This window comes from Streptomyces sp. WP-1, assembly GCF_030450125.1.
Taxonomy (GTDB): domain Bacteria; phylum Actinomycetota; class Actinomycetes; order Streptomycetales; family Streptomycetaceae; genus Streptomyces; species Streptomyces incarnatus.
In genome coordinates this window covers 6,471,544-6,493,485 of record NZ_CP123923.1, presented here as the reverse complement: position 1 = coordinate 6,493,485, position 21,942 = coordinate 6,471,544, and the positions used below count along the sequence as shown (strand labels likewise).

The window sequence follows — 21,942 nt, the reverse complement described above, 5'->3', positions numbered from 1 at the left end:
ACGCCCCCACCGCCCCGGGGGCCGGCCCCTCACCCGATATCCGGCGGATCGATCCGCACCCGTACCCGCGCCGCCTCCCCGCTCCCCCGCGCCATCCGCGCGGCCTGCGCGGTCTTCAGGGCGGAGGCCAGTGCCGAGCCGCTGCCCGGAGGGACCCGTACGAGGGCCCGTTCCCAGTGCTCGCCGGGCGGCGGCGCCCCGGGCCTGCGCGGGCCGCCGGGCGGGGCGGGCGGCACCGGGACCGGCCCCAAAACCTCGGCGTCCGACGGCAGTTGGACGGCGGCGAGGAACTCGGCGACGGCTTCCGGTGTCCCGGACACGGCCGCCATCCGGGACACCGGCGGGAAGCCCAGCTCGGCCCGCTCGGACAGTTCCCGCAGCGCATGCCCCACGGGGTCCCAGCGCACCAGCGCCTGCACGGGCCGCAGGGTCGGCTCGGCCACCACGACCACCGTGCCGCCCTCCGTCTGCGGCCGGACCAGCGCCCCCGCCGCGATCCACCGGCGCAGCGCGTCCTCACCGGCCCGCAGATCGGGCCGTACGAGCATGGCCCAGCCGTCCAGCAGCAGTGCCGCCGCGTAGCCGCCCTCGGCGACCGGTTCGGCGCCGGGGGTGCTCACCACCAGCGCGGGCGCGGACGGCACGGTGTCCAGTACGTGTTCGCGCCCCGAGGTGCGCACCGGTACGGCGGGAAAGGCGCGGCCCAGTTCCTCGGCGGTGCGCCGGGCGCCCACCACCTGGGCGCGCAGCCGGAAGCCGCCGCACTCGGGGCAGTGCCAGTCGCTCTCCGCGCGCCCGCACCAGCCGCAGCGCAGCACGCCCGCGTCCTGGCCCTGGAGCGGCCCGGAGCAGTGCGGGCAGCGCGCCGGTGCCCGGCACTGGTCGCAGGCCATGCGCGGGGCGTAGCCGCGGCGCGGCACCTGGACCAGCACCGGTCCGTGCCGCAGTCCCTCGCGGGCCGCCTGCCAGGCGAGGGTGGGCAGCCGGGCGGCGCGGGCGGCCTCGTCGCGGGCGAGGTCCTGGTCCCCGACGGTGCGGACGAGGGGTGCGGACCGACGGATCTGCTCGCGTCCGGCGACCAGGGGGCGCGCCCAGCCGCTCTCGACCAGTTGGGCCGCCTCCACGGTGCAGGCGAAGCCGCCGAGCAGGAAGGCGCACTTGTCGAGGGTGGCGCGCAGCAGCAGGACGTCGCGGGCGTGCGGCTGGGGGGCGTGCTGCTCGCTGTGGCTGTCGTCGCCGTCGTCCCAGATCGCGACCAGCCCGAGGTTCCGTACCGGCGCGAACATGGCGGCCCGGGTGCCGACGACCGCGCGCACCGATCCGCGCCGTACCGCGAGCCACTGCGCGTACCGCTTCTCGGGTCCGGCGTCGGCGGTGAGCAGGGCGTGGTGGCCCTGGCCGAGCAGGGCGGTCAGGGCGGCGTCCACGCGGGCGGCGGCCCGTCCGTCGGGTACGACGACGAGCGCGCCGTGTCCCGAGGCGAGGGCGGCGGCGACGGCGCGGGCCAGTTCCTCGCTCCAGCGGGGTCCCGGCAGTGCGTGCCATACGGCCCGGGGGGCGCCGCCGTCGGCCAGGGTCCGCAGGAAGGCGCCGCCCTGTTCGTACCGCGTCCAGGAGCCGGGTTCGGGTGCTTCGGGGGGCGGCAGGGGTGCGGGCGAGGTCCGTTGTTCGGCGCGGGCGTTGCGGGGCGGTACGGCGAGCTGGAGGACGTCGGCGAGGCTGCCCGCGTACCGGTCGGCGACGGCGCGGGCGAGGCCGAGGAGTTCCTCGCTGAGCACGGGCTCGGGGGACACGACCTGGGCGAGTGCGGCGAGGGGGCCGGAGTAGTCGGACTCGGCCCGCCGTTCGACGAGGAAGCCGTCGATGAGGCCGCCGCCCTCGCGGCGGCCCTCGCGCACCCGGTGCCGTCCGGCGCCGAAGCGCACGCGCACCCGGACGCCGGGCTGTGCCTGTTCGTCCAGTTCGGCGGGGACCGCGTAGTCGAAGTAGCGGTCGAGGTGGAGGACGCCCTTGTCGACCAGCACCCGGGCGACCGGCAGCCGCTCGGCGAGCGCGGCGCCCCGCCAGGTCCGCGGTTTGGCGCGGGGCGTCCTGGCCTTGCGCACGCTCTCCCGGATGAGCGCAAGCTGCTCCGGCGGCGCTCCCTCGGCGCCGCCTTCCCCGTCCGTCCGGGGCCCCCCGTTCTCGCTGCTCACGCTTGCATTCTTACCAAACCCCACTGACAACGACCCGGGGTGCCGCCCTCCGCCCGGGATCGTCCCGGCCCCGGCCGCGCCGTACGGCGTCCCGCGCTCGCTTCGGCACCGGGCCGCCGCCTCAATTCGTTACCGGCCAGCTCCTGGCCCTGCCTAGGCTCGCCCCCATGACCGAACCGACACCCGACCCGCTGGAACGCCTGAGAGAACGCCTCGTCGCCCCGGGGAGGCGCTGACCGGTACCGTCGCCGGTTTCGACGGGGGCGATGTGCTGGTGCTGCTGGACGGCGACGCGCCGGGGCTCCCCTCCGGTCGCGTCCCCGGGCACGAACTGACCTGGCGCGATGTCCGGCACCCGTCGGACGTGTTCACGGTGGGGCAGCGGATCCGCGCGGAGGTGACGATGCGCGGCGGGCACGACGGCCGGACCCGTCCGCGCGGGCCTGTGAGGACGAGGCGCTGTACGGCTTCCTTCTGGGTCTCGGGCGCGGGGACGTCGTCGCGGGGACGGTGTCCTCCGTGCACCGCTTCGGGGTCTTCGTGCGGATCGACGGTGAGCCCGCGCATCCGGTCCACGCGGGGACCGGGTCCGTCAATGTCCCGGAGCTGTCGTGGTCCCGGTTCGGGGATCCGGCGGAGGTGGTGGTGCCGGGGCAGCGGATCCGCGTCCGGGTGCTCGGCTCGGACACCCGCCGGGGCCAGGTGGCGCTGTCCCTCAAGGCGCTCCAGGACGATCCCTTCGACCAGTTGGCCGTGGGCGCCGGGGACGTCCTGACCGGGCCGGTGACCAAGGTCGTCCCCTTCGGGGTCTTCGTCCGCGTGAACGGGTTCGTGGAGGGGTTGGTGCACTCCGACGAGCTGGGTGGACGGAGCGCCGGGGAGGGGCAGGAGCTCCGGGTCAGGGTCCTGGAGGTCGACCGGGCGCGGCGCCGGGTCCGGCTGGGGCTCGCCGGCTGAGCCGGGCCGGGCCGGGGGGAACCCCGGCCCGGAGAACGGCGAGGCCCGGCCCCCCGAAGGGAAGCCGGGCCTTGTCGGACGATCCTGGATCAGACGCCGGCGGCCTTGCGCAGGGCGTCCACGCGGTCGGTGCGCTCCCAGGTGAAGTCGGGGAGCTCGCGGCCGAAGTGGCCGTACGCCGCGGTCTGGGCGTAGATCGGGCGGAGCAGGTCGAGGTCGCGGATGATCGCGGCCGGACGCAGGTCGAAGACCTCGTCGATGGCCTTCTCGATCCGGTCGGTGTCGACCTTGTGCGTGCCGAAGGTCTCCACGAACAGACCCACCGGCTCGGCCTTGCCGATCGCGTACGCCACCTGCACCTCGCAGCGCGAGGCGAGGCCCGCGGCCACGACGTTCTTGGCGACCCAGCGCATCGCGTACGCGGCCGAGCGGTCCACCTTGGACGGGTCCTTGCCCGAGAAGGCGCCGCCGCCGTGGCGGGCCATGCCGCCGTAGGTGTCGATGATGATCTTGCGGCCGGTCAGGCCCGCGTCACCCATCGGGCCACCGATCTCGAACCGGCCCGTGGGGTTGACCAGGAGGCGGTAGTTCTCGGTGTCCAGCTTGATGCCGTCCTCCAGCAGCGCCTTCAGCTCCGGCTCCACCACGAACTCGCGGATGTCGGGGGCCAGCAGCGACTCGAGGTCGATGTCGGAGGCGTGCTGCGAGGAGACGACGACCGTGTCGAGGCGGACGGCCTTGTCGCCGTCGTACTCGATGGTGACCTGGGTCTTGCCGTCGGGGCGCAGGTAGGGGATGGTGCCGTTCTTGCGGACGTCCGACAGCCGCTTGGACAGGCGGTGCGCCAGGAAGACCGGCAGCGGCATCAGGGTCGGGGTCTCGTCGGACGCGTAGCCGAACATCAGGCCCTGGTCGCCCGCGCCCTGCTTGTCCAGCTCGTCGTGCTCTCCACCTGCGGCGGCGCCCTCGACGCGGGACTCGTAAGCGGTGTCGACCCCCTGCGCGATGTCCGGGGACTGCGCGCCGATGGACACCGACACGCCGCAGGAGGCGCCGTCGAAGCCCTTCTTCGAGGAGTCGTAGCCGATCTCCAGGATCTTGCCGCGGACGAGGGTCGCGATGTCCGCGTACGCCTTGGTGGTCACCTCGCCGGCCACGTGCACCAGGCCGGTGGTGATGAGCGTCTCCACGGCGACCCGGGAGGACGGGTCCTCGCGCAGAAGCGCGTCGAGAATGGTGTCGCTGATCTGGTCAGCGATCTTGTCGGGGTGACCCTCGGTCACGGACTCCGAGGTGAACAGGCGACGGGACACAACGCTCCCTGTGGTTGCAGCGGCTGCTGGCTGATCATTTGCAGTCGACGCGGGGCTGCGCCCGGTCGACGTTCAACAGTTTATCGGTCGTGGTCGGCCGATGGGCCACTGTCTCGCCTCTCGGGAGCGCTGTGACCTGCGGCACGGGCATTGTGCACAATGCCCGACGACCTTGGCCAGGGTAACGGTCCCCGACTTGAGCATGGCCTGAATCCGTCTTCGGATTCGCCCGGCCGGCCGCGCCGGGGTCAGTCGAGGCGGTCCACGACGAGGTCCCAGACGATGTCGGCGAGGGCCTCCTTGGGCCCGTGCGGCACGGGGTTCTCGCTGCCGTCGGCGCCCAGTACGACGGCTTCGTTCTCCTCGGAGCCGAAGGTCTTGCGCTCCCCCACCTCGTTGACGACGAGCAGGTCGCAGCCCTTGCGGGCGAGCTTGGCGCGGCCGTTGGCGAGGACGTCGTCGGTCTCGGCGGCGAAGCCCACGATCACCTGTCCGGCCCTGGCCCGTTCGGCGGAGACCTCGGCGAGGATGTCCGGGTTGCGGACCAGGACGATGGGCTCGGGCTCCTTGTCGTCCTTCTTCTTGATCTTGCCCGTGGCGTAGGCGGCGGGGCGGAAGTCGGCGACGGCCGCGGCCATGACGACGGCGTCGGCGTCGGCTGCGGCCTTCAGCACGGCCTCGCGCAGTTGTACGGCGGTGCCGACCCGGACGACGTCCACGCCCGCGGGGTCGGGCAGGTGGGTGTTGGCCGCGATCAGCGTCACCCGGGCGCCACGGGCGGCGGCGGTGCGGGCGAGGGCGTAGCCCTGCTTGCCGGAGGAGCGGTTGCCGAGGAAGCGCACCGGGTCCAGGGGCTCGCGGGTGCCGCCCGCGGAGACCACCACATGGCGGCCGCGCAGGTCGGGCTCCTGGACGCCGCGGGCGAGGACGCGGCGGCAGACCTCGAAGATCTCGCCCGGGTCGGGCAGCCGGCCCTTGCCGGTGTCGACCCCGGTGAGGCGGCCGACGGCGGGTTCGACGACGACGGCGCCGCGGCGGCGCAGCGTGGCCACGTTCTCCTGGGTGGCCGGGTGCTCCCACATCTCGGTGTGCATGGCCGGGGCGAAGACCACGGGGCAGCGGGCCGTCAGGAGGGTGTTGGTGAGCAGGTCGTCGGCGAGGCCGTGAGCGGCCTTGGCGAGCATGTCGGCGGTGGCGGGGGCGACGACGACGAGGTCGGCGTGCTGGCCGATGCGGACGTGCGGGACCTCGTGCACGGAGTCCCAGACGTCGGTGGCGACGGGGTTGCCGGACAGGGCGGAGAAGGTGGCGGCGCCGACGAAGTGCAGCGCGGACGCGGTCGGCACCACGCGCACGTCGTGGCCGGATTCGGTGAACCTTCTCAGCAGCTCACAGGCCTTGTAGGCGGCGATGCCACCGCTGACCCCCAGTACCACCCTCGGCTTGTCCACCATGTCTCCTCGGTCCGGAAAAACCTGCAACACCCATGACACACCACAGGCCCGGCAGCATGGCTGCCGGGCCTGTGGATAAAACCACCTGCGGTCTGAACGTACTACCGGGCGAGCCCTCGAACTGCTGGGCGAACCCCCGGAGTACTACTGCGCGGGGCCCTCGATGGCCTCGGAGGTCAGCAGACCGGCGTTGATCTCGCGCAGAGCGATCGAGAGCGGCTTCTCGTGGACGTGGGTGTCGACGAGCGGACCCACGTACTCGAGGAGGCCCTCGCCGAGCTGCGAGTAGTACGCGTTGATCTGGCGAGCACGCTTGGCCGCGTAGATCACGAGGCTGTACTTCGAGTCGGTTGCCTCGAGGAGCTCGTCGATCGGCGGGTTGATGATGCCCTCGGGCGCGGTGATGGAAGAGGACACGCTCTACCTTCCGATGGATGGAAAAGAATCAATGATCGTGATCAGCGTCACGATTACACAACGTCCATCAAGGCTAGCAGCTCACGGGCCACGTCCTCGACGGAGGTGTTGACCAGGGTCTCGTCGAACTCCGGCTCGGCCGCCAGTTCGGTCCTGGCCGCCTCCAGGCGGCGCTCGATGACCTCGGGCGACTCGGTGCCCCGGCCGGTCAGCCTGCGCACCAGCTCCTCCCAGGAGGGCGGGGCCAGGAACACCAGCCGTGCGTCGGACATCGACTCACGGACCTGGCGGGCACCCTGGAGGTCGATCTCCAGCAGGACGGGCTCGCCCTTCTCCAGCCGCTCCAGGACGGCGGCGCGGGGCGTGCCGTACCGGTTGCCGGCGAATTCGGCCCACTCCAGCAGCTCGCCGTTGGCGATCAGCTTGTCCATCTCGTCGTCGGTGACGAAGAAGTAGTGGACTCCGTGCTGTTCACCGGGGCGCGGCTTACGGGTCGTCGCCGACACCGAGAGCCAGACCTCGGGGTGTTCCTTGCGCATATGGGCGACGACCGTGCTCTTGCCGACCCCGGAGGGGCCGGAGAGCACGGTCAGCCGCGGACGTACGTCCGGGGGCTCGGGGGTCGTCCCCCGGAATGTTGCAGCCATGCAGCGATTATTCCAGCAATCCCGGGGTGCCCGGGACTCCCGGTCCGGTGCGGGGCCGGACTCAGGCGCCGGTGCTGCCGAACTCGCGCTCCAGGGAGGCGATCTGGTTGGAACCGAGACCCCGCACACGGCGGCTCTCGGAGATGCCCAGACGCTCCATGATCTGCTTGGCGCGGACCTTGCCCACGCCCGGCATGGACTCGAGCAGCGCGGAGACCTTCATCTTGCCGATGACGTCGTTCTCCTGGCCCTGCTTGATCACCTCGTGCAGGGAGGCGCCGGAGTGCTTGAGTCGATTCTTGACCTCGGCCCGCTCCCGGCGAGCCGCGGCGGCCTTTTCGAGCGCGGCTGCGCGCTGTTCAGGGGTAAGGGGCGGAAGAGCCACGCCTACGTCACCTCGGATGTCGAACTGTCGGATACGGACCGGTGAGGAACCTAGTCGCCCCACACCTGGGGAGCCACGAGCAACACGCTTGCCCGTTCACCCTCGCTCGGAGACTAGCGGCCAAGTCCGCCAGAGTCAGCGAGAACAGCGGAAAAGTCCTGGTCAGCCTCCGCCAGGCCGGACATTTCAGACATACTGCCCTTGTTTTGAGGATGTATTCACCCTCAAGTCGGCGCCGGTCCGCTCAACCGAGCGCCTCGGGGCGGGTGTCAGCCTCCGGCGACGGCCGTCCTGATCTCCTCCGCGAAGCGTTCGGCCGCCGCCCGCAGCGCCCCGACGTCGGGTCCGTGCCGCAGCACGCCCCGGCTGACGTTCGGCACCACATTGCGTACGGCCGCCCCGAAGACCCCCGGGAGGTCCGCCGGGGTCGCGCCCTGGGCGCCGATGCCGGGCGCGAGGAGCGGGCCGTTGATGTCCAGGTCGTACGCGGACAGATCGCCCAGCGTGGCGCCGACGACCGCGCCGAAGGAGCCCAGCGGCTCCGCTCCCGCGTTCTCGGCCGCCAGGTGGGCCAGCATGGTCGCGCCCACGCCCCGGCCGTCGGCGCGCACCGCGTGCTGCACCTCGCCGCCCTCCGGGTTGGAGGTCAGCGCCAGCACGAACAGCCCGGCGCCGTTCTCCCTGGCCAGCTCCACGGCGGGGCGCAGCGAGCCGTAGCCGAGGTACGGCGAGACGGTCAGCGCGTCGGAGAACAGCGGGGCGTCCCGGTGCAGGAACGCCTCGGCGTAGGCGGCCATGGTCGAGCCGATGTCGCCGCGCTTGGCGTCCATCACGACCAGGGCGCCGGCCTCGCGCGCCTCCTGGACCGACGTCTCCAGGACGGCGACGCCGCGCGAGCCGAACCGCTCGAAGAACGCGCTCTGCGGCTTCAGGACGGCCACCCGGTCGGCCATGGCCTCCACCACGGTGCGGCTGAACCGCTCCAGGCCCGCGATGTCGTCGGCGAGGCCCCACTCGGCGAGCAGGGAGGCGTGCGGGTCGATGCCGACGCACAGCGGGCCGCGCTCGTCCATGGCGCGGCGCAGCCGGGCGCCGAAGGGCTCCAGCGACGTCATGCGGACTTCCTCACGTCGGCGCCGACCGCGTCGGCGAGGGTGGCGTACGGGCTGGTGCGCAGGCGGGCCGCGAGGCCCTTGTGGATCGCGCGGCACCAGAAGGGGCCCTCGTAGATGAAGGCGCTGTAGCCCTGGACCAGCGTGGCGCCGGCCAGGATGCGCTGCCAGGCGTCCTCGGCGGTCTCGATGCCGCCGACGCCCACCAGGGTGATCCGGTCGCCCACGCGCGCGTACAGGCGGCGCAGGACCTCCAGGGAGCGTGCCTTGAGGGGCGCGCCGGACAGGCCGCCGGTCTCCCCGGTCAGCGCGGCGGGCGACGCCAGGCCGAGGCCGTCGCGGGCGATGGTGGTGTTGGTGGCGATGATGCCGTCCAGGCCCAGTTCCACGGCCAGGTCGGCGACGGCGTCCACGTCCTCGTCGGCGAGGTCCGGGGCGATCTTCACCAGGAGCGGCACGCGGCGGTGCGCGACCACCCGGTCGGCGGCCTCGCGGACGGCGGTCAGCAGCGGCCGCAGGTGGCCGACGGCCTGGAGGTCGCGCAGGCCGGGCGTGTTCGGCGAGGAGACGTTGACGACCAGGTAGTCGGCGTACGGCGCGAGGCGCTCGGCGGACTTCACGTAGTCGGCGACGGCCTCCGCCTCGGGGACGACCTTGGTCTTGCCGATGTTGACGCCGACGACGGTCCTGAAGACGGGCTCACGGGTGGCCAGGCGGGCCGCCACGGCCAGCGAGCCGTCGTTGTTGAAGCCCATGCGGTTGATCAGCGCGCGGTCCGCGACGAGGCGGAACAGGCGCTTTTTGGGGTTGCCGGGCTGCGGCTCGCCGGTGACCGTGCCGATCTCGACATGGTCGAAGCCCAGCATCGACATGCCGTCGACGGCGACGGCGTTCTTGTCGAAACCGGCCGCGAGCCCGAACGGGCCGTGCATCCGCAGCCCGAGCGCCTCGGTGCGCAGCTCCTTGTGGCGGGGCGCGAGGGCGGCCGCGACGAAGGTGCGCAGCACGGGGACGCGCACGGCGAGCCGGATCCAGCGGAAGGCGAGGTGGTGGGCCTTCTCGGGGTCCATCCGTGTGAAGACCAGACGGAAGAACAGCTTGTACATCGTGGGGAAGTCCTCTGGGGTCCTCATGAGCACCGAGGGGGTCCTCATGAAGAGGGGGACACCGTTTCCGGTGTCCCCCTCGGGGCTGCTAGTCGCGGGCGGCGGTCAGATGCCGTGCGTGTTCCTGGAGCGAGCGGACGCCCACGTCGCCGTGGTTGAGGGCGTCGATGCCCTGGACGGCCGCGGCGAGCGCCTGGACGGTCGTCAGGCACGGCACGGAGCGAGCGACGGCGGCCGTACGGATGTCGTAGCCGTCGAGGCGGCCGCCGGTGCCGTACGGCGTGTTGACGATGAGGTCGACCTCGCCGTCGTGGATCAGCTGCACGATGGTCTTCTCGCCGTTCGGGCCGGTGCCCTCGGACTGCTTGCGCACCACGGTGGCGTTGATGCCGTTGCGCTTGAGGACCTCGGCGGTGCCGGAGGTGGCCATCAGCTCGAAGCCGTGGGCGACCAGCTCGCGGGCCGGGAAGATCATCGAGCGCTTGTCGCGGTTGGCGACCGAGATGAACGCGCGGCCCTTGGTGGGCAGCGGGCCGTAGGCGCCCGCCTGCGACTTGGCGTAGGCGGTGCCGAAGACGGAGTCGATGCCCATGACCTCGCCGGTGGAGCGCATCTCCGGGCCGAGGACGGTGTCCACGCCGCGGCCCTGGATGTCGCGGAAGCGCGACCAGGGCATCACGGCCTCCTTGACGGAGATCGGCGCGTCCAGCGGCAGTTCGCCGCCGTCGCCGTGCTTCGGCAGCAGGCCCTCGGCGCGCAGCTCGGCGACGGTCGCGCCCAGCGAGATGCGGGCGGCGGCCTTGGCGAGCGGCACCGCGGTCGCCTTCGAGGTGAAGGGGACCGTGCGGGAGGCGCGCGGGTTGGCCTCCAGGACGTAGAGGATGTCGCCGGCCATCGCGAACTGGATGTTGATCAGACCGCGCACGCCGACACCCTTGGCGATGGCCTCGGTGGAGGCGCGCAGCCGCTTGATGTCGAAGCCGCCGAGGGTGATCGGGGGCAGGGCGCACGCCGAGTCGCCGGAGTGGATGCCGGCCTCCTCGATGTGCTCCATGACGCCGCCGAGGTACAGCTCCTCGCCGTCGTAGAGCGCGTCGACGTCGATCTCGATGGCGTCGTCCAGGAAGCGGTCGACGAGGACCGGCCGGGACGGGCTGATCTCGGTGGACTCGGCGATGTAGGCGGCCAGGCGGGTCTCGTCGTAGACGATCTCCATGCCGCGTCCGCCGAGCACGTACGAGGGCCGGACCAGGACCGGGTAGCCGATCTCGTCGGCGATGGCCTTGGCGCCCGCGAAGGTGGTGGCGGTGCCGTGCTTGGGGGCGGGCAGGCCGGCCTCGGCGAGGACGCGGCCGAAGGCGCCGCGGTCCTCGGCGGCGTGGATGGCCTCCGGGGAGGTGCCGACGACCGGCACGCCGTTGTCCTTGAGGGCCTGCGAGAGGCCGAGCGGGGTCTGGCCGCCGAGCTGGACGATCACACCGGCGACCGGGCCCGCCTGCTGCTCGGCGTGCACGATCTCCAGGACGTCCTCCAGGGTGAGCGGCTCGAAGTAGAGCCGGTCGGAGGTGTCGTAGTCGGTGGAGACGGTCTCCGGGTTGCAGTTGACCATCACGGTCTCGTACCCGGCGTCGGACAGCGCGAAGGAGGCGTGGACGCAGGAGTAGTCGAACTCGATGCCCTGGCCGATGCGGTTGGGGCCGGAGCCGAGGATGATGACGGCCGGCTTCTCGCGCGGGGCGACCTCCGACTCCTCGTCGTAGGCGGAGTAGAAGTACGGCGTGCGGGCGGCGAACTCGGCGGCGCAGGTGTCGACCGTCTTGTAGACCGGGCGGATGCCGAGCGCGTGCCGGACCTCGCGGACGACGTCCTCGCGCAGGCCGCGGATCTCGGCGATCTGCTGGTCGGAGAAGCCGTGCCGCTTGGCCTCGCCGAGCAGTTCGCCGGTGAGTTCGGCGGCCTCGGCCAGTTCGTCCGCGATCTCCTTGATGAGGAAGAGCTGGTCCACGAACCAGGGGTCGATCTTCGTGTAGTCGAAGACCTCCTCCGGAGTGGCGCCCGCGCGGATGGCCTGCATGACGGTGTTGATCCGGCCGTCGGTGGGCCGCACCGCCTCGCGCAGCAGCGCCTCCTTGTCGCCGGGGTCGCCGGTGAAGGTGAACTGGCTGCCCTTCTTCTCCAGCGAGCGCAGCGCCTTCTGGAAGGCCTCGGGGAAGTTGCGGCCGATGGCCATGGCCTCGCCGACCGACTTCATGGTGGTGGTCAGCGTGGAGTCGGCCTGCGGGAACTTCTCGAACGCGAACCGGGGCGCCTTGACGACCACGTAGTCGAGCGTGGGCTCGAAGGAGGCCGGAGTCTCCTGGGTGATGTCGTTCGGGATCTCGTCCAGGGTGTAGCCGACGGCCAGCTTGGCGGCGATCTTCGCGATCGGGAAGCCGGTCGCCTTGGAGGCGAGGGCCGAGGACCGCGACACGCGCGGGTTCATCTCGATGACGATCACGCGGCCGTCCGCGGGGTCGACCGCGAACTGGATGTTGCAGCCGCCGGTGTCGACGCCGACCTCGCGGATCACGGCGATGCCGATGTCGCGCAGGGTCTGGTACTCGCGGTCGGTGAGCGTCATCGCGGGCGCGACGGTGATGGAGTCACCGGTGTGCACGCCCATGGGGTCGAAGTTCTCGATGGAGCAGACGACCACGACGTTGTCGTTCTTGTCGCGCATCAGCTCCAGCTCGTACTCCTTCCAGCCGAGGATGGACTCCTCCAGGAGCACCTCGGTGGTCGGCGAGAGGGTGAGGCCCTGGCCGGCGATGCGGCGCAGCTCCTCCTCGTCGTGCGCGAAGCCGGAGCCGGCGCCGCCCATGGTGAAGGAGGGGCGCACGACGACCGGGTAGCCGCCGAGCGTCTCGACGCCCTTGAGGACGTCGTCCATGGAGTGGCAGATCACCGAGCGGGCGGACTCGCCGTGCCCGGTCTTGCGGCGGACCTCCTCCACGACGCCCTTGAAGAGGTCGCGGTCCTCGCCCTTGTGGATGGCCTCGGGCTTGGCGCCGATCAGCTCGACGCCGTACTTGGCCAGAACGCCGTTCTCGTGCAGCGAGATGGCGGTGTTCAGGGCCGTCTGGCCGCCCAGGGTGGGCAGCAGGGCGTCGGGGCGCTCCTTGGCGATGATCTTCTCGACGAACTCCGGGGTGATCGGCTCGACGTACGTGGCGTCGGCGATCTCCGGGTCGGTCATGATCGTCGCCGGGTTGGAGTTGACGAGGATGACACGCAGGCCCTCGGCCTTGAGCACGCGGCACGCCTGGGTGCCGGAGTAGTCGAACTCGGCGGCCTGGCCGATGACGATCGGGCCGGAGCCGATGACCAGGACGGACTGGATATCGGTGCGCTTAGGCACGCTGGCCCTCCATCAGGGAAACGAAGCGGTCGAACAGGTAGGCGGCGTCGTGCGGGCCGGCCGCCGCTTCGGGGTGGTACTGGACGGAGAAGGCGGGCTGGTCGAGCAGCTGGAGCCCCTCCACGACGTCGTCGTTCAGACAGACGTGCGAGACCTCGGCGCGGCCGAACTTGGTGTCGCTGACCTGGTCGAGGGGCGCGTCGACGGCGAAGCCGTGGTTGTGCGCGGTGACCTCGACCTTGCCGGTCGTACGGTCCTGGACCGGCTGGTTGATGCCCCGGTGGCCGTACTTCAGCTTGTAGGTGCCGAAGCCGAGGGCGCGGCCGAGGATCTGGTTGCCGAAGCAGATGCCGAACAGCGGCGTGCGGCGCTCCAGGACGGCGGTCATCAGGGCGACCGGGCCGTCCGCGGTGGCGGGGTCGCCGGGGCCGTTGGAGAAGAACACGCCGTCGGGGTCGACGGCGTAGATCTCGTCGGCGGTGGCGGTGGCGGGCAGCACGTGCACCTCGATGCCGCGCTCGGCCATCCGGTGCGGGGTCATGCCCTTGATGCCGAGGTCGATCGCGGCGACGGTGAACCTCTTCTCGCCGACCGCGGGGACGACGTACGCCTCCTTGGTGGCGACCTCCTCGTAGAGGCTCGCGCCCTTCATGTGCGGCTGGGCCTGCACCCGGGCGAGGAGTTCGGAGTCGGCGGCGAGCGCCTCGCCGGAGAAGATGCCGGCGCGCATGGAGCCGCGCTCGCGCAGATGGCGGGTGAGGGCGCGGGTGTCGATGCCGGAGATGCCGACGACGCCCTGGCGCTCCAGCTCGTCGTCCAGGGAGCGCTTGGCCCGCCAGTTGGACGGCACGCGCGCGGGGTCGCGGACCACGTAGCCGGAGACCCAGATGCGGCCCGACTCGTCGTCCTCGTCGTTCCAGCCCGTGTTGCCGATCTGCGGGGCGGTGGCGACGACGATCTGGCGGTCGTACGACGGGTCGGTCAGGGTCTCCTGGTAGCCGGTCATACCGGTGGAGAACACGGCCTCGCCGAAGGTCTCCCCCACGGCCCCGTAGGCGCGGCCGCGGAAGGTGCGGCCGTCCTCCAGGACGAGTACGGCGGGAGTCTTCGCGGCTCCCCTGGTGGAGGTCGTCATCGTGCGCCTTCCGTGTCGTGGATCATGTGGTTGAGCGTGTCGACCCATGCGGGGTGCTCGGCCGCGTGGTCGGAGCGGAAGCCGGAGTCGATCAGTTTGTCGCCGTGCGCCCAGGTCACCACCAGCAGTCCGCCCTCGGTGAGGACCTTGCCGGCGATGCCCTTGTCGAGCCGGGCCTCGCGCAGGGCGGCGGCGGGGATGAAGAAGTCGTTCGCGCCGGGGCGTTCGACCTCCAGGCCCGCGTCGGTGAGGGTGAGCTCGGCCAGGCTCCGGGTGCCCAGGCCGTGGGCCACGATGCGGTCCAGCCACTGCCCGGCGGTGGTGGAGCCGTGGTAGCGGCCGTTCATGGTCAGTTTCACCGGGCCGGTGTCCTCGGGCGCGGTGGGCAGCTCCGGGATGTCGCTCTGGAGCGTGGCGCGCCATTTCCAGCCCTCGCGCATCAGCCAGTAGACGAGCGCGATGAAGAGCAGGAGTCCGACGAGCCAGCCGATGCGCGCCGGCCAGTCGGTGACCGGGGCCGACTTCTCTGCCTCGGCCAGGAGGATTACAGGTGTCACGTGAGCTTCCCGTCGACGAGCGTGGCCTTGCCCCGCAGCCACGTGTGCGTCACACGGCCCGGCAGCTCGCGCCCCTGGTAGGGGGTGTTGCGGCTGCGCGAGGCGAAGCCCGCGGGGTCCACCTGGCCACGGTATGCCGTGTCGACCAGGGTGAGGTTGGCAGGCTCACCGGCCGAGACGGGACGGCCGTGTCCGGTGGCCTGTCCGATCTGCGCGGGCCTGGCGGACATCCGGTCGGCGACGCCGGCCCAGTCCAGCAGGCCCGTGTCGACCATGGTCTCCTGCACCACCGACAGCGCGGTCTCCAGGCCCACCATGCCCATGGCGGCGGCGGCCCACTCGCAGTCCTTGTCCTCGTGCGGGTGCGGGGCGTGGTCGGTGGCGACGATGTCGATCGCGCCGTCCGCGAGGGCCTCGCGCAGCGCCCTGACGTCGCGCTCGGTGCGCAGCGGCGGGTTGACCTTGTAGACGGGGTCGTAGGTGCGCACCAGCTCGTCGGTGAGCAGCAGGTGGTGCGGGGTGACCTCGGCGGTGACCTGGATGCCGCGGGACTTGGCCCAGCGGACGATCTCGACGGAGCCGGCGGTCGACAGGTGGCAGATGTGGACGCGGGAGCCGACGTGCTCGGCGAGCAGGACGTCGCGGGCGATGATCGACTCCTCGGCGACGGCGGGCCAGCCGCCGAGGCCGAGTTCGGCGGAGACGACGCCCTCGTTCATCTGGGCGCCCTCGGTCAGCCGGGGCTCCTGGGCGTGCTGGGCGACGACGCCGCCGAACGCCTTCACGTACTCCAGGGCGCGGCGCATGATCACCGCGTCGTCCACGCACTTGCCGTCGTCGGAGAAGACGGTGACCCCGGCGGCGGACTCGTGCATGGCGCCGAGCTCGGCGAGCTTCCTGCCCTCCAGGCCGACGGTGACGGCACCGATGGGCTGCACGTCGCAGTAGCCGTGCTCCCGGCCGAGCCGCCAGACCTGCTCGACGACGCCTGCGGTGTCGGCGACGGGGAAGGTGTTGGCCATGGCGAACACGGCGGTGTAGCCGCCGCTCGCGGCCGCGCGGGTGCCGGTGAGGACGGTCTCGGAGTCCTCGCGGCCGGGCTCGCGCAGATGGGTGTGCAGGTCGACCAGGCCCGGCAGCAGCACCTTGCCCTCGGCCTCGATCACCTCGGCGCCCTCGGCGGACAGTCCGCTGCCGACCTCGGCGATGGTCTCGCCGTCGACCAGCACGTCCCGCTGCTCGCCGCCGAGCACCTTCGCACCGCGGATCAGGATCTTGCTCATGTTCTTACTTCTCCTCAGCGCGAAGGGGGGCGACGGCGGGCTCGTTGCCGCCGAGCAGCAGGTACAGGACGGCCATCCGGATGGACACGCCGTTGGCGACCTGCTCCACGACGGTGCAGCGGTCGGAGTCGGCGACCTCGGCGGTGATCTCCATGCCGCGCACCATCGGGCCGGGGTGCATCACGATGGCGTGCTCGGGCAGCTTGGCCATGCGGTCGCCGTCGAGGCCGTAGCGGCGGGAGTACTCCCGCTCGGTCGGGAAGAAGGCCGCGTTCATCCGCTCCCGCTGCACGCGCAGCATCATCACCGCGTCGCACTTGGGCAGCGTGCTGTCGAGGTCGTACGACACCTCGCAGGGCCAGGACTCGACGCCGACCGGGATCAGGGTGGGCGGAGCGACCAGGGTGACCTCCGCGCCGAGGGTGTGCAGCAGGTCCACGTTGGAGCGGGCGACCCGGCTGTGCAGGACGTCGCCGACGAGGGTGACGCGCTTGCCGGCCAGGTCCTGGCCGAGGCCGGCGTCCCGGCCGACCAGGCGGCGGCGCATGGTGAAGGCGTCCAGGAGGGCCTGGGTGGGGTGCTGGTGGGTGCCGTCGCCCGCGTTGATCACGGCGGCGTCGATCCAGCCGGAGGTGGCGAGGCGGTAGGGCGCGCCGGAGGCGCCGTGCCGGATGACGACGGCGTCGACGCCCATCGCCTCCAGGGTCTGCGCGGTGTCCTTCAGGGACTCGCCCTTGGAGACGCTCGATCCCTTGGCGGAGAAGTTGATGACATCCGCGGACAGGCGCTTCTCGGCGGCCTCGAAGGAGATCCGGGTGCGCGTGGAGTCCTCGAAGAAGAGGTTCACGACGGTACGGCCGCGCAGGGTCGGCAGTTTCTTGATCGGCCGGTCGGCGACCCGGGCCATCTCCTCGGCGGTGTCGAGGATCAGGACGGCGTCGTCGCGGGAGAGGTCGGCGGCCGAGATGAGATGACGCTGCATCTGTCAGGCTCCGTAAGGCAGTTCGGGAGGATTGGGGCAAATCAGGGCACGGGCGGGTACGCTGAAGCGACCCTGGTGCGCCTGACCTGCTACTGGTCGGCCGGCTTCACACCGAGCAGCACGGTGTCGCGACCGTCCTCCTCGGCGAGCTGGACCTTGACCGTCTCCCGCAGCGACGTGGGGAGGTTCTTGCCGACGTAGTCGGCGCGGATCGGCAGTTCCCGGTGGCCGCGGTCGACCAGGACCGCGAGCTGGACCGCGCGCGGGCGCCCGAGGTCGTTCAGGGCGTCGAGGGCGGCGCGGATGGTGCGGCCGGAGAAGAGCACGTCGTCCACGAGGACGACCAGCTTGCCGTCGAGGCCGTCACCGGGGATCTCGGTGCGGGCCAGCGCACGCGGCGGGTGCATGCGCAGGTCGTCGCGGTACATCGTGATGTCGAGGGAGCCGACCGGGATGGCGCGGTCGGTGATCTGCTCCAGCTTGGCGGCCAGCCGCTGGGCGAGGAAGACGCCCCGGGTGGGAATGCCGAGGAGCACCACGTCGTCGGCGCCCTTGGCGCGTTCGACGATCTCGTGGGCGATGCGGGTCAGTACCCGCGCGATGTCGGGGCCCTCGAGAACGGGCCGGGCATCGGTTGCCGACAGATGGGCGTGCGTGTCCATAGAAAACGGACCTCCTTCTCCGCCTCACGGGACGGACCTTAAAGGACGTCGGAATTGCGCCATCTACGGTAGCAGGTCGCGCGGACCGCTTCGATTCACCCCCTTGGCCCAACGCGGCATCACTACCACGGAAGCGTCGGGGTGGCCCATTCGGCTTGACGCAGAAGAATCACGCTGCGTAACCTCACAGTGAGTTACCAAAACGCGCGGCGGGAAGACAGCCGGCCGCGTCGACACAGTGTCCGGGGAGCTATATGTCCAGCGAATACGCCAAACAGCTCGGGGCCAAGCTCCGGGCCATCCGCACCCAGCAGGGCCTTTCCCTCCACGGTGTCGAGGAGAAGTCCCAGGGTCGCTGGAAGGCCGTGGTGGTGGGTTCGTACGAGCGCGGCGACCGTGCCGTGACCGTGCAGCGCCTTGCCGAGCTGGCCGATTTCTATGGCGTCCCGGTGCAGGAGCTTCTGCCGGGCACCACGCCCGGCGGCGCCGCCGAGCCGCCGCCGAAGCTGGTCCTCGACCTGGAGCGGCTGGCCACGGTGCCGGCCGAGAAGGCGGGCCCCCTCCAGCGCTACGCGGCGACGATCCAGTCCCAGCGCGGCGACTACAACGGCAAGGTGCTCTCGATCCGCCAGGACGACCTGCGCACACTCGCCGTCATCTACGACCAGTCCCCCTCGGTCCTCACCGAGCAGCTGATCAGCTGGGGCGTCCTGGACGCGGACGCCCGCCGCGCGGTGGCCACGCACGAAGATGCGTGACGGCCCGGGTCTTTAGCGGACAAACAAGCAGAAACGTGTCACCGGGGTGGCCGGAACCAGATGGTTCCGGCCACCCCGGTGGTGTTTTCATACAACTGTTCAGGCCGGCTTCTCGATGCCGGCGACCGTGGACATGGCCAAGGGGCGCGGGGAACCGCGCGATCGGCCGCGGATCACCCGCAGCCGCCTCACGACAGTCTCCCGGCGCCCCTCCAGGCGGTCTTTCCGGTCAGGCCCGGCGGAGCGAAGGCTTCAGCTCCTTGAAGCGCCCCAGCAGACCGTTGACGAACGAGGGCGACTCATCGGTCGAGAACTCCTTCGCCAGCTGCACCATCTCGTCCAGCACGACGGCGTCCGGGGTCTCGTCCACCCAGATCAGCTCGTACGCGCCCAGCCGCAGGATGTTGCGGTCCACGACCGGCATCCGGTCGAGCGTCCATCCGACCGCGTACTGGGCGATCAGCTCGTCGATGCGCCGGGCGTGCTCGGCGTACCCCTCGACCAGCTGCATCGTGTACTCGCTGACCGGAGGCTGCCGGGTGTCGGACCGGGACAGCCGGACCCAGTCGGCGAGGACCGTCAGGACGTCGGCGCCGCGCTGGTCGCCCTCGAAGAGGATCTGGAAGGCACGCTTGCGGGCCGTGTTGCGGGCAGCCACGGTTAGCTGTTCACCCGGCCGAGGTAGTCGCTCGTACGGGTGTCGACCTTGATCTTCTCACCGGTGGTGATGAAGAGCGGGACCTGGATCTGGTGACCGGTCTCCAGGATGGCGGGCTTGGTGCCACCGGTGGAGCGGTCGCCCTGGACGCCCGGCTCGGTCTCCTGGATGACCAGCTCGACGGCGGCGGGCAGCTCCACGAAGAGCACCTCGCCCTCGTGCTGGGCCACCGTGGCGGTGAAGCCCTCGATGAGGAAGTTGGCGGCGTCGCCGACGGCCTTGCGGTCGACCATCAGCTGGTCGTAGGTCTCCATGTCCATGAAGACGAAGTAGTCGCCGTCCATGTACGAGAACTGCATGTCGCGCTTGTCGACAGTGGCGGTCTCGACCTTGACACCGGCGTTGAAGGTCTTGTCGACGACCTTGCCGGAGAGCACGTTCTTGAGCTTGGTGCGCACGAAGGCCGGGCCCTTGCCGGGCTTGACGTGCTGGAACTCGACGACGGACCAGAGCTGGCCGCCTTCGAGCTTGAGCACCAGGCCGTTCTTGAGGTCGTTCGTGGAAGCCACGGTTGCGGAATCTCCTGGACTGACGTACGACCCCGGGTCACGCGCTACAGCGCGAGCAGCTCCTTGGTCGTGATGGTGAGTAGCTCGGGTCCGCCGTCCGCCTCGGGGCGCACGACGAGCGTGTCATCGATCCGGACACCGCCCCGGCCCGGGAGGTGGACCCCCGGTTCGACGGTGACCGGCACGCAAGCGTCCAGTTTACCCATGGCCGCGGGGGCGAGCTGCGGGTCCTCGTCGATTTCGAGTCCGACACCGTGCCCGGTGAGCGCCGGAAGGGCCTCCGCGTAGCCTGCGGAGTCCAGCACATGGCGTGCCGCGCGGTCCACATCACGGTAGGCGGCCCCGGGCATGAGGGCCTCGCGTCCGGCGCGCTGGGCGGAGAAGACCAGGTCGTAGAGCTGGATCTGCCAGTCCGCCGGGGAGGTGCCGATGACGAACGTACGGCCGATCTCGCAGCGGTAGCCGCGATAGGTCGCGCCGAGGCACACGGAGAGGAAATCGCCCTCCTCCACCCGCCGGTCGGTGGGCCGGTGGCCGCGCCGGCCGGAGTTCGGGCCGGTGGCGACGGAGGTGGGGAAGGCCGGTCCGTCGGCGCCGTGGTCGACCAGACGGCGCTCCAGCTCCAGGGCGAGGTGCCGTTCGGTGCGGCCGACGAGGATCGACTCCAGCAGCTCGCCGAGGGCCTGGTCGGCGATCTCGGCGCCGATCCGCAGGCAGGAGATCTCCTCCTCGTCCTTGACGACCCTGAGCTGCTCCACGGCGCAGCCGACGTCGGCGAGGCGCAGGGCCGGGGCGACGGCGGCGATGGCCCGGTGCCGGGCGACCGTCAGATGGTGTTCCTCGACGGCGAGGGAGTCCGCGCCCTGGCTCCGGGCGAGGTCGGCGGCGGTCACGGCGGTGTCGCCGCCCCGTTCGGGCAGGACCCGCACCCGCAGGGCCTCGTCCGGGCGGCCCTCGAAGGGGCGGTCGTCGGGCGGGACCGCGCACACCAGGAGATCCTCGCTGCTGCCGAGGAGCAGCACGGCGCCGTGCGGGGCGGCGGCCGCGAGATAGCGCACGTTGGCGGGGCGGGTGACGAGCGCTGCCGCGGTGCCGGCCGCGTTGAAGTGGTCCCGGAGGCGGGATCGGCGGTTCGCGTACACCTCTGACATGAGATGAGCGTAGGAGTTTTATGTCGTTTGTGCCGATTTATGGGGGCCGAGTGGGGATGGTGGGGGTGGGTTCTGCCGCGACGCCGGGTGCGGGTTCGCCGTGGCTGATCGCGCCCGCGCGGCGGAGCCGCGCATCGACATGGCCTCGCGCCCCTCAGGCCGGACCAGGTCCCGCTGATCTACCAGTTCGGTGGGCTGGCTATCGCCCTCGCCAGGACCTCGTCCAGGACCCGCGCCGTGCCCGGGACGTCCAGTTGGGAGTTGTCGATGATGGGGAGGCCCGAGCCGTACCAGCCGGCCATGCGGCCGTGGATGCGGGCGACCTCCTCGTCGGTGAGGCGGCGGTTGCCGGAGCGTTCGGCGTTGCGTTCCAGGACGATGTCCAGGCCGGGCAGCAGGACGACCGGGAGCAGGCCGGGGCCGACATGGCGCTTCCAGCCGCCGAGGCCGACGACCGGGCGGTCCGGGAAGACCGCGTCGTCCAGGATGCAGGAGATGCCGTTGGCCAGGAAGTTGCGCGCGGCGAAGCCGCAGGTGCGGCGGGCCAGGCGGTACTGGGCCTCGGAGTGGTCGTTCCACCCGGACCGGGGGTCGGCGAAGCCCGAGCGGACCCACTCGCGGACGTCGTCCAGGCTGATGTGGGCCGTGGGCACGCGCCGGTGGTCCGCCCAGTACTTCGCCACGCTGGTCTTGCCCGCGCCCGCCGGTCCGATCAGCAGGACGGCCAGTGTGGTGGTCGTCGGATCGGGCACCGCGGTGGCGGTCGGCGCCGGGGTGGGCACGCCGAAGGGGGCGCCCGGGGGCAGGTGCACATGACCGGTGCCCTCGGGGGCCTGGGGCACGGGCCCCTGGGACCGGGCGGGAGCCGGGGGCTGCGGCGCGTACGGGTGCGGGTGTCCCGAGGGTGCGGGCGGGACCGGGGGCGGCTGCTGGGCCGGAGGGACCCGTGGCGAGGGCGGCGGGAAGGCCGGGGGCGGGGCGGCGGGGCCCTGCGCGGGGGGTTCGCCCGGGGGCGGGGCGGCCGACGGCCAGCCGGTGTGCGGCCGGTGCCCCGGCTGGTGGGGCGGTGGCAGCGGAGCTCCCACTGCGTGCTGCATCCGTTGCCACTCCGTCTCGTACAGGCAGTTGGGGGTGCAGGCGGCGGGGGTGGGCCCCGCTCCTTTGCGAACGGTACCGTCCCCGGCCGTCGTTCGGTGAAACGGCC

General features: G+C 71.7%; 20 protein-coding genes and 1 pseudogene. 3 read left to right on the top strand and 18 right to left on the bottom strand.

Annotated elements, in window-relative coordinates; translation table 11 throughout:
- Positions 1–29: 29 nt before the first annotated feature.
- Positions 30–2,195: a primosomal protein N' gene (locus QHG49_RS28840; protein ID WP_301491769.1), complete on the bottom strand. Its 2,166-nt coding sequence runs from the start codon at positions 2,193–2,195 to the stop codon at positions 30–32.
- A gap of 268 nt (positions 2,196–2,463) precedes the next feature.
- Here QHG49_RS28840 and QHG49_RS28835 point away from each other — a divergent pair.
- Together QHG49_RS28835 and QHG49_RS28830 are read left to right on the top strand one after the other, a co-directional pair.
- Positions 2,464–2,538, top strand: a pseudogene (locus QHG49_RS28835) (hypothetical protein); the annotation flags it as partial.
- Positions 2,539–2,714: 176 nt separating this feature from the next.
- Entirely contained in the window at positions 2,715–3,152 is a 438-nt protein-coding gene (locus tag QHG49_RS28830; RefSeq protein WP_301491768.1) for a S1 RNA-binding domain-containing protein, read from the top strand.
- 89 nt (positions 3,153–3,241) lie between these two features.
- Here the strand turns inward: QHG49_RS28830 and metK are convergent, their stop codons facing one another.
- The 13 genes from metK to pyrR all read right to left on the bottom strand — a co-directional run bounded on the left by metK (position 3,242) and on the right by pyrR (position 17,602).
- A complete protein-coding gene (gene metK / locus QHG49_RS28825; protein WP_111587008.1) occupies positions 3,242–4,465 on the bottom strand; it encodes a methionine adenosyltransferase in 1,224 nt (407 codons plus the stop codon).
- Between the two features lie 248 nt (positions 4,466–4,713).
- Positions 4,714–5,916, bottom strand: coding sequence for a bifunctional phosphopantothenoylcysteine decarboxylase/phosphopantothenate--cysteine ligase CoaBC (gene coaBC / locus QHG49_RS28820; protein ID WP_301492952.1), 1,203 nt, complete (start codon positions 5,914–5,916; stop codon positions 4,714–4,716).
- A gap of 147 nt (positions 5,917–6,063) precedes the next feature.
- Positions 6,064–6,336 (bottom strand): DNA-directed RNA polymerase subunit omega, encoded by a 273-nt coding sequence (gene rpoZ / locus QHG49_RS28815; RefSeq protein WP_005319902.1) that lies wholly within the window; start codon positions 6,334–6,336, stop codon positions 6,064–6,066.
- 53 nt (positions 6,337–6,389) lie between these two features.
- Positions 6,390–6,983, bottom strand: coding sequence for a guanylate kinase (gmk, locus tag QHG49_RS28810; RefSeq protein ID WP_111587006.1), 594 nt, complete (start codon positions 6,981–6,983; stop codon positions 6,390–6,392).
- 61 nt (positions 6,984–7,044) lie between these two features.
- Positions 7,045–7,368 carry an integration host factor gene (locus QHG49_RS28805; RefSeq protein ID WP_037651003.1) on the bottom strand — a complete coding sequence of 108 codons (324 nt, stop codon included), beginning with the start codon at positions 7,366–7,368 and terminating at the stop codon, positions 7,045–7,047.
- Between the two features lie 269 nt (positions 7,369–7,637).
- Complete coding sequence (pyrF, locus tag QHG49_RS28800) at positions 7,638–8,483, bottom strand: orotidine-5'-phosphate decarboxylase (RefSeq protein WP_301491757.1); 846 nt, start codon at positions 8,481–8,483, stop codon at positions 7,638–7,640.
- On the bottom strand, positions 8,480–9,586 hold the full coding sequence (locus tag QHG49_RS28795) for a quinone-dependent dihydroorotate dehydrogenase (RefSeq protein ID WP_301492951.1): 1,107 nt from the start codon (positions 9,584–9,586) through the stop codon (positions 8,480–8,482). The genes pyrF and QHG49_RS28795 overlap by 4 nt, the downstream gene beginning before the upstream one ends.
- A gap of 88 nt (positions 9,587–9,674) precedes the next feature.
- Positions 9,675–12,983: a carbamoyl-phosphate synthase large subunit gene (carB, locus tag QHG49_RS28790; protein WP_145484034.1), complete on the bottom strand. Its 3,309-nt coding sequence runs from the start codon at positions 12,981–12,983 to the stop codon at positions 9,675–9,677.
- Entirely contained in the window at positions 12,976–14,118 is a 1,143-nt protein-coding gene (gene carA / locus QHG49_RS28785; RefSeq protein ID WP_145484032.1) for a glutamine-hydrolyzing carbamoyl-phosphate synthase small subunit, read from the bottom strand. The genes carB and carA overlap by 8 nt, the downstream gene beginning before the upstream one ends.
- Positions 14,115–14,675 carry a hypothetical protein gene (locus QHG49_RS28780; protein WP_159699657.1) on the bottom strand — a complete coding sequence of 187 codons (561 nt, stop codon included), beginning with the start codon at positions 14,673–14,675 and terminating at the stop codon, positions 14,115–14,117. Before QHG49_RS28780 ends, carA begins: the two co-directional genes overlap by 4 nt.
- Positions 14,672–15,958, bottom strand: a complete 1,287-nt coding sequence (locus QHG49_RS28775) for a dihydroorotase (RefSeq protein WP_301491756.1) — start codon at positions 15,956–15,958, stop codon at positions 14,672–14,674. Before QHG49_RS28775 ends, QHG49_RS28780 begins: the two co-directional genes overlap by 4 nt.
- 4 nt (positions 15,959–15,962) lie before the next feature.
- Entirely contained in the window at positions 15,963–16,940 is a 978-nt protein-coding gene (locus tag QHG49_RS28770; protein ID WP_301491755.1) for an aspartate carbamoyltransferase catalytic subunit, read from the bottom strand.
- A gap of 89 nt (positions 16,941–17,029) precedes the next feature.
- Positions 17,030–17,602, bottom strand: coding sequence for a bifunctional pyr operon transcriptional regulator/uracil phosphoribosyltransferase PyrR (pyrR, locus tag QHG49_RS28765; RefSeq protein WP_145484025.1), 573 nt, complete (start codon positions 17,600–17,602; stop codon positions 17,030–17,032).
- Positions 17,603–17,856: 254 nt separating this feature from the next.
- On the opposite strand from pyrR, the gene bldD reads away from it, so the two are divergent.
- Positions 17,857–18,360, top strand: coding sequence for a transcriptional regulator BldD (gene bldD, locus QHG49_RS28760; protein WP_020938842.1), 504 nt, complete (start codon positions 17,857–17,859; stop codon positions 18,358–18,360).
- Between the two features lie 229 nt (positions 18,361–18,589).
- Here bldD and nusB read toward each other — a convergent pair whose 3' ends face one another.
- From nusB to QHG49_RS28740, 4 genes are all read right to left on the bottom strand, one after another.
- Positions 18,590–19,018 carry a transcription antitermination factor NusB gene (gene nusB, locus QHG49_RS28755; protein WP_037651022.1) on the bottom strand — a complete coding sequence of 143 codons (429 nt, stop codon included), beginning with the start codon at positions 19,016–19,018 and terminating at the stop codon, positions 18,590–18,592.
- A gap of 2 nt (positions 19,019–19,020) precedes the next feature.
- Positions 19,021–19,587: an elongation factor P gene (gene efp, locus QHG49_RS28750; RefSeq protein ID WP_085562553.1), complete on the bottom strand. Its 567-nt coding sequence runs from the start codon at positions 19,585–19,587 to the stop codon at positions 19,021–19,023.
- A gap of 44 nt (positions 19,588–19,631) precedes the next feature.
- Positions 19,632–20,738 (bottom strand): aminopeptidase P family protein, encoded by a 1,107-nt coding sequence (locus QHG49_RS28745; RefSeq protein ID WP_159699663.1) that lies wholly within the window; start codon positions 20,736–20,738, stop codon positions 19,632–19,634.
- A 179-nt stretch (positions 20,739–20,917) separates the two neighbouring features.
- Positions 20,918–21,835, bottom strand: a complete 918-nt coding sequence (locus QHG49_RS28740) for a Pro-rich N-terminal domain-containing protein (protein ID WP_301491753.1) — start codon at positions 21,833–21,835, stop codon at positions 20,918–20,920.
- Positions 21,836–21,942 lie beyond the last annotated feature (107 nt).